Origin of the sequence: uncultured Holdemanella sp. (genome assembly GCF_958348295.1) — a bacterium.
GTDB lineage: Bacteria > Bacillota_I > Bacilli_A > Erysipelotrichales > Erysipelotrichaceae > Holdemanella.
This window is the reverse complement of sequence record NZ_CATVYQ010000071.1, coordinates 1-6992: the sequence shown is the minus strand read 5'-3', so window position 1 is coordinate 6992 and position 6992 is coordinate 1. Positions and strand designations below refer to the sequence as shown.

The 6992-nt window shown below is 31.0% G+C and carries 9 protein-coding genes; 7 read left to right on the top strand and 2 right to left on the bottom strand.

The annotated features are described in order from the left end of the window. Positions 1-170: 170 nt before the first annotated feature. Together rplM and rpsI are read left to right on the top strand one after the other, a co-directional pair. On the top strand, positions 171-608 hold the full coding sequence (rplM, locus tag Q3907_RS10125) for a 50S ribosomal protein L13 (protein ID WP_295560597.1): 438 nt from the start codon (positions 171-173) through the stop codon (positions 606-608). A 13-nt stretch (positions 609-621) separates the two neighbouring features. Continuing rightward, a complete protein-coding gene (gene rpsI, locus Q3907_RS10120; protein WP_117573786.1) occupies positions 622-1023 on the top strand; it encodes a 30S ribosomal protein S9 in 402 nt (133 codons plus the stop codon). A 375-nt stretch (positions 1024-1398) separates the two neighbouring features. On the opposite strand, the gene Q3907_RS10115 is transcribed toward rpsI, so the two are convergent. Continuing rightward, positions 1399-2607 carry an ATP-binding protein gene (locus Q3907_RS10115; protein WP_301898187.1) on the bottom strand — a complete coding sequence of 403 codons (1209 nt, stop codon included), beginning with the start codon at positions 2605-2607 and terminating at the stop codon, positions 1399-1401. A 226-nt stretch (positions 2608-2833) separates the two neighbouring features. On the opposite strand from Q3907_RS10115, the gene Q3907_RS10110 reads away from it, so the two are divergent. Beyond that, a complete protein-coding gene (locus tag Q3907_RS10110) occupies positions 2834-3013 on the top strand; it encodes a hypothetical protein (protein WP_295646482.1) in 180 nt (59 codons plus the stop codon). A 422-nt stretch (positions 3014-3435) separates the two neighbouring features. On the opposite strand, the gene Q3907_RS10105 is transcribed toward Q3907_RS10110, so the two are convergent. Then, positions 3436-3642, bottom strand: a complete 207-nt coding sequence (locus Q3907_RS10105) for a hypothetical protein (RefSeq protein WP_301898186.1) — start codon at positions 3640-3642, stop codon at positions 3436-3438. 338 nt (positions 3643-3980) lie between these two features. Between Q3907_RS10105 and Q3907_RS10100 the strand changes: the two genes are divergently transcribed. The 4 genes from Q3907_RS10100 to Q3907_RS10085 all read left to right on the top strand — a co-directional run bounded on the left by Q3907_RS10100 (position 3981) and on the right by Q3907_RS10085 (position 6220). Further along, positions 3981-4667 (top strand): helix-turn-helix domain-containing protein, encoded by a 687-nt coding sequence (locus tag Q3907_RS10100; protein WP_281740055.1) that lies wholly within the window; start codon positions 3981-3983, stop codon positions 4665-4667. Between the two features lie 103 nt (positions 4668-4770). Continuing rightward, positions 4771-4950 carry a hypothetical protein gene (locus Q3907_RS10095; protein WP_118325885.1) on the top strand — a complete coding sequence of 60 codons (180 nt, stop codon included), beginning with the start codon at positions 4771-4773 and terminating at the stop codon, positions 4948-4950. After that, positions 4950-5372 carry a helix-turn-helix domain-containing protein gene (locus Q3907_RS10090; protein ID WP_217797799.1) on the top strand — a complete coding sequence of 141 codons (423 nt, stop codon included), beginning with the start codon at positions 4950-4952 and terminating at the stop codon, positions 5370-5372. Before Q3907_RS10095 ends, Q3907_RS10090 begins: the two co-directional genes overlap by 1 nt. A gap of 68 nt (positions 5373-5440) precedes the next feature. Next, a complete protein-coding gene (locus Q3907_RS10085) occupies positions 5441-6220 on the top strand; it encodes a hypothetical protein (RefSeq protein ID WP_301898185.1) in 780 nt (259 codons plus the stop codon). The last annotated feature ends 772 nt before the right edge of the window (positions 6221-6992 follow it).

The window sequence follows — 6992 nt, the reverse complement described above, 5'->3', positions numbered from 1 at the left end:
CAATTGATTATAAAAAGATAAAAGAAAATAAAATCAGAGTTTAGCTAAAATAAAGCTAAACTTTTTCTTTTTTTCATTGACTTTTATATGGATATTGCATATCATATTAGATGGCTAAACTCTGGCCTTTTGAGCCCCGGTAAACGCTCAAATCAAGGAGGAAATTAGATATGCGTCAAACTACTATGGCAAAACCTGCCGATGTAACACGTACATGGTATGTAGTTGATGGAAACGGACAAACTTTAGGACGTTTGGCTTCAACATGTGCTCATGTATTAAAAGGAAAACACAAACCTACATATACACCAAATGTTGACTGTGGTGATTATGTAATTGTGATCAATGCTGACAAGGTCGAAATGACTGGAAACAAGTTGAATACTGAAAAGTATTACAACCACTCTGGATACTTTGGAGGTATGCGTGTGCGTACAGCTAAAGAAATGAAAGAGAAATACCCTGTTGAATGGGTTGAAAGAGCAATCAAAGGTATGTTACCTCATACTAGATTAGGTGATGTACAACGTGGACACGTATTCGTATACGCTGGTAGCGAACACCCACACGCTGCTCAAAAACCTGTTGAATTGAAGGTAAGAGGATAAGGAGGAATAGAATATGAAAAAATCTAACACTGTTCAATATCATGGCGTTGGACGTCGTAAAAAATCTGTTGCTCGTGTCTTTTTACGTCCAGGTACAGGTAATATCGTAGTCAACGGAAAAACTTTGGAAGAATACCTTCCATTGGAAACTTTACGTATGGTTGTTAAATCACCATTAGAAATCACTAATACAGTTGATCAATTTGATGTGATTATCAACGTACAAGGTGGAGGATACACTGGTCAATCTGGTGCTATGCGTCACGGAATCACTCGTGCTTTAATGGAAGCTAGTGAAGACTACCGTCCAGTATTAAAAGCTGCAGGATTCGTTACTCGTGACCCTCGTGCTAAAGAACGTAAAAAATACGGTCTTAAAGCAGCTCGTCGTGCTCCACAATTCTCTAAACGTTAGTCAGAACATACTTTTGACTACTCTGCAAAGAGATTCAAAACCACTCAAACCCTTTATATATGGGCTTTGGGTGGTTTTTTCTATTTCTGTGAATTGTTGTGAATAGTGTTGAAAAGTCTCTTTAAGCACGCATACAGCACGCTTATAAGTAGCAAAATTAACTCCTCAGTTATCGAAAAGCACGCACAAAATGTAATTTTACTTTATGTACTTACCAAAAAGGTAGATTTATAAACTTGCAAGAAGGAAGAAATCGCGTTTTTTCACATCACCAAGAATTCAGAAGACTTACCAGTACGTTCGGCAATTCCTTCAAAAGAAAAGCACCAGCGGATGCTGATGCGTTTAATATTTTTAATCTTACTAATTTTTTGATTATATAGTTTGGTTTTTATTTAGCAACCAATCCCTGATATCAAAGATTTCAATTCCTTCATATGAATACTTTGGATGACCGGTTTTGGCGATGATAATCTTTGGATATGCATCTTTGATTTGTAAAAGAGGCGCATATTCTCTTTTGAATGTTTCCTCTTCAGTGATATTGTCATTTACCTGAATATAGATTTTTTCACTACCTCTTTGGGCAACAAAATCGATTTCTTTCTGATAAAGCTTTCCAACATAGACATCATAGCCACTGCGTAATAATTCAAGACAGACCATGTTTTCATATACTCTGCCATAATCCATGTTTCTTGTACCAAGAACAGCATAACGTATGCCAATATCACTTAAATAGAACTTTTCTGTACTTTCAAGATATTTCTTGCCACGGATATCGTAGCGCTTGATATCATAGAAAACAAAGGCGTTGCACAGGTATTTGATATATTTTCCAATGGTGACATGATTAGTTGATATGTTCTTTTCGGATAGCATATTGCTGATTCTGCTTGGTGAAGTCAGGTTTGATATATTGTCCATAAGGAATTCACTTAAGCGCTGTAATACCTGAGTATCTGGCAGGGAATACTTCTGTACAAGGTCTCTTGTAACAATTGTTTCATAGACTTCCTTGATATAATCTTTCCTGTCTTTTTCGGTGTTGTAGGCATAGGACCCAGCTAATCCACCTTTGATGGTGTAATCTTCAAATAGCTTTTCTATGTCGTGGTTGTTGTCGTAGTAATTACAATATTCTTTGAAACTGAATGGATAGACATGAATTTCAATATAACGCCCGGTAAATAGAGTGGCTAAATCTGCACTTAACAAAAAAGCGTTAGAACCGGTGATATAGATATCATATTTTCTTTTTGAATATAGGCTATTTACAGCCAGTTCAAAATTTGGACACATCTGCACTTCATCAATGAAAAGATAATTCGACTTTCCTTCCACATATCGTTTTTCAACATAGGCATGAAGCGCATGATACTCTTTCAGGTGTTCAAACGAAAGATCCATAAAGTCAATAAAGATAACGTTGATATTATTAAAGTTGTCTTTCAGATACTGGATATACTCCTGCATCAGTATTGACTTACCCGATCTTCTGATACCGGTAATAACTTTTATATCAGGCGTATCCTTCAGATTCTTTATTCGATTCAGGTATTCAGTTCTTTCAATGGTTTTCATAGTGTTGCCTCACTTTCAAAAAATGAATTTTTTTAAACTTTCGAAAGTCATCTTTACTTGTATTATATCCGATTATAATCTTTGTGTGCAATATGCCACTTTCAAAAAATAAAAATTTTTAAATTTTTGAAAGTGAATAGTATGTTTTTAGCTATTATAACTATGTCAATGATTCTAAAGAAGCAAACGAATTTGTTTTCCAATGACTATAATTCGTTTATTTCTCTTGTGTCACTGGTTACCAAAGTCATTAGCTGATCATCGTTGTCAATTGAACGCCACTCCTATACAGGTTGTTGTTTATCGTACTGGAAATGAATGTTTGGAAGTCATTGTTGGAACGCCAGCTGCTTTGGGTGAACTCAAAGTGTTGATTGCCAAATTATTTGAATATGAAAACGAATAATCAAGTTAAATTAAAATAAAAAGGCCACAGTCAGCGATAAGCTGGTTCTGGTCAAAAGCGTTCGCTAAACGTGTAGCCACAGAATGAAATTCTGTGTTCAAAGAGGCTTTGGAGAACTGCACTCAACAAGCAAGTGGAAAGGAAAATTGCAAAGTACGGTTCGGTGTGTATTAACACCGGCATTGCTGGCCTCTTTCCCGTAGGAAAAATAAAAGGAAGGATATCCTTCCACACTTTAACGCCCTACGCTTATGGCGGTATGTCGAACTGATTTTGTGTTTCTACCTTCATTTGTATTATACACTTTTATTTGAATAATACAGAATATGGAATATTTTCTCGACACGGATTGTTAAAGGATTTTCAGCTCATAAAGATATTTTTTTGTTTAGGGGAGGTGAGTTTGTTTGATAATTGTATGCTTATTTCATATTGCCTAAATATGGACAGTAGTAGTTGTATTCACTGGAATTTTCTTTTTTCAATGCAAATCCAAAATGTAGTATACCTTTTTGAAGTCCAATACGAATATACTGAGCATCCTTTCCAATGGCTTTTGCAAGTTCACAAATTGGAACATTTCTTCCAGTAAATTCTGGAGTCTGTAAATAAATTCTTTTTTCTTCCATGTTGTTTTCCTCCTTTTTAAACTTTGTGAAGAAAGAAAAATTTGTTATAATCTCTAATGAAAGTGCATTATAAAAATAGTTCTTTCTGAGTGGGATTTATTAGATGTAGCGACCAAACTGAATCTAATGAATCCTTTTTTTGTTTCTTTTCAAATAGTCAAAGAATATAAATGATAATCTAAATATGTACATATGATAGTAAAATATAATAAAAATATATTAAATTACTATTCACAACTACAATATACAACGAATGAACAGTGAATGCAATATTAAAATATGATTTTCACTAACAATTTTCTCTTTTGTTTAGTATAATATGTACAGGGTGATACGATATGGCATTCAGCGTATTTACAAGGAACATACGGAAAAATTTGGGATTAACACAACAAGAATTAGCGAATCGATTAGGGGTAAATCGGAGTGCAGTAAGACAATTTGAAGCAGACATTATTCATATGCCTAGTAATCGGGTCTTATCCGCATTTTGCGATTTATTATCACTAGATCCATTAACTGTTATGACATACATATTATTTGATTCAAATGATTATTCAACAATGCACAATTGGAAAGAACAAGTAGGGGGTAATATTTCCTATAGATATTGTGCATATTTAGTTTTGAATGGTTGGAATTTTGATTCTGGTGTGCAACTTTATAGAATCAATGAGGGTGCAATCCGAAGAATAACGGCTACAGTATCTAAAAAAAGAGAGTCAGATAAAAAGATAATGATTAATTCTATAGAAAGTTATATTTCTGGTACATATATTACAACGGCTCAAATGATTGAAATTTTTGGCAGTACTCTTGGATATATTCTTTGTTCTCAAGATATAAAATACAAAGGATATCATCTGGTATTTAATTCTAAAATAAATTTAGAGGTACAATTATTTAATAAATATAAAACAATAGTGACTGAAAAATTAAATTATGATTACCAATTTGTTCTTTTTGATCCAGAAAAAGGAAAAATACAAGATAGTTTTAGTATAAAAAATTATAAAAGAAAGTAAATTTGATCCATTATTTTGAAATGGGGGGATATTTTAATTAATTATTCCATATTGAATGAAATTAAAAATTAATTAAAATCAATACCAGAAGGAGGTTTTGGAAATGAAAAAATTAATTACAAGTTTATTGGCTTTGTTATGTGTATTTGGATCTCAGCCTATTACAATGTATGCAGAAGAAAATTCTACAGAAGATTCAAACACAAATACTGATAATAAAGATAAAGAAACTAAGGATGATTCTGGTATTGCATTATATTCTGGAAAAAAGGGTGAAAAATAATGCTTGAAAATACTAATAAATTTTTGATTGGTAACATTTTAAAGAGTATACGAGTTGAAAAGGATATTCCAATCAAACGAATTTCATCAGCCTTAAAAGTTAGTGAATCTACTATTTCTCAGATTGAAACAGGTAAGAATAAGCCTGCCAAAGAGAAGATAACTGCAATTAGTCAGATATGTGGTTATTCATTTGATTATGAAATAGACAGAGAAGAGATAATTGGTTTAGTTCAACTAATATACACACAATATACTAATTTGGAAAAGGAAAAACTTAATTTAACAATAGGAAAAATTAAAAGCAGTATTTCTATACAATGTTCTTACGCGCGATTTGAATATTATCTAATACTATATATGGATGTGATTATCAATCAGAAAAATGAAGATGTACAATTTTTAAAAAAATTCTTGAAATAGGAAAAAGTACATTTTCTGTAAAAGAATTATCTATATACTATGATATACAAGCTTTAGAAATGATGTATTTGAATGATAATATAAAAGCTTTAGAATACCTAGATAAGTCAAGATTATATGATAATGAATCTTTAATGAATCATTATCATTATTGTAGTATATATTTGAATTTAGGATACTATACTTTAGCTCAACAATATATCATTAAATGTATTGATATTGCGGTTAAAGAGGTTTCTTTTGAACGATTATGTTATTTGATATTAAATCAAGGAGTACTATATCTGAATACATCACAATATAACGAATCTATTGTGTTGAACCTTAAATTATTGGAGGAATCAAAAAAGAGAAATAATGCGATTTTGGAATTTTGTGTTTTAGCCAATTTAACATTGTCTTCGTTGATGCAAAAAGATTTTAAACTTGGATTCAAATATCTCGAAATGATTGATCAGAAATATTTAAATGATGATTATGATTTGATTCTTTATCAGATTATGCTTTATTTTTTTAGTAATGATTATATTTCTACAAAAAACCATATACGTAAGGCTTTAGGTAACACTAGTATATCGAGTTATTACAAAAATTTTTTTCAAGGAATAAAGTATCTAATGGATAATAAATTTATAAAAGCTATTGAACGTATAGAAAGTTGCTATAATTTAGCTTTGACTGCAGGCGAAGTTGACAGAGCTATGTTAGATTTAAAGCTACTAAATGAGTTATACCTCGATTGTGGGTTACAAAATAAATTAAAAAAAGTGAAAGAATTACAAGAAAATTTCTACAAGATGTCATATGCGAATCAAATAATTGAAGATATAGAGCTAAAACTTAATTAAAAAATTGATATTGTTTTTTTATTACAATTACTTTATATTGAAATCAGAAAGAGCATTTTAATCAATTGAATTGTAATGAAATATATTATAGTTCATATTTTGTTAGCTGGCTTTAGGGTATCATTCTCAAGGTTTAGCTCATGAAGTGACGTCAAATATACTATATTATAATTGGAATTGACATAAGTATACTGCTTATGTATGTATTCAAAATGGTATCCTTCTCCGTCTTAAAACAACGGAAGCTTGGATACTTTTTTTGATTTGTCTTATTTATTCGAAATTCTTTTAATGATTCTATTACGTATTATGAAAAACTTAATTAAAAAGTTGATATTGCTTTTTTATTACAATTAATTTATTCTGAAATCAGAAAGTGTTTTTTTTATTGGATATTTGCAATTGCAATGAAACAATCACTATATAATACTTTTTTTTAAAATGGTGACAATATAATCATATTTTCTATAGTATAAATAACGGGTGCCGACTTTTAAAAAATGTCTCTTTACGCCTTTATATAAAGCCAAAATAGAAGTTATTTATTCGGAAAGTTTCATTGTTTTAACTTCACTAAAACCACTTTATTTAAAGCATATTTGTCGGCTGGACGAAGTATTTCTGTCCCTCAGCACCCGATTTTTAGACTATAGAGAATCATATTCAATGCAAGAACTAATGCACTGGCTAAACCAAGTCTAGTGGAAATATAGTATCCATGGGATAAATAAAGTGTAAACCGAATTATGGATTTAAGCTATAAGTATTTAAG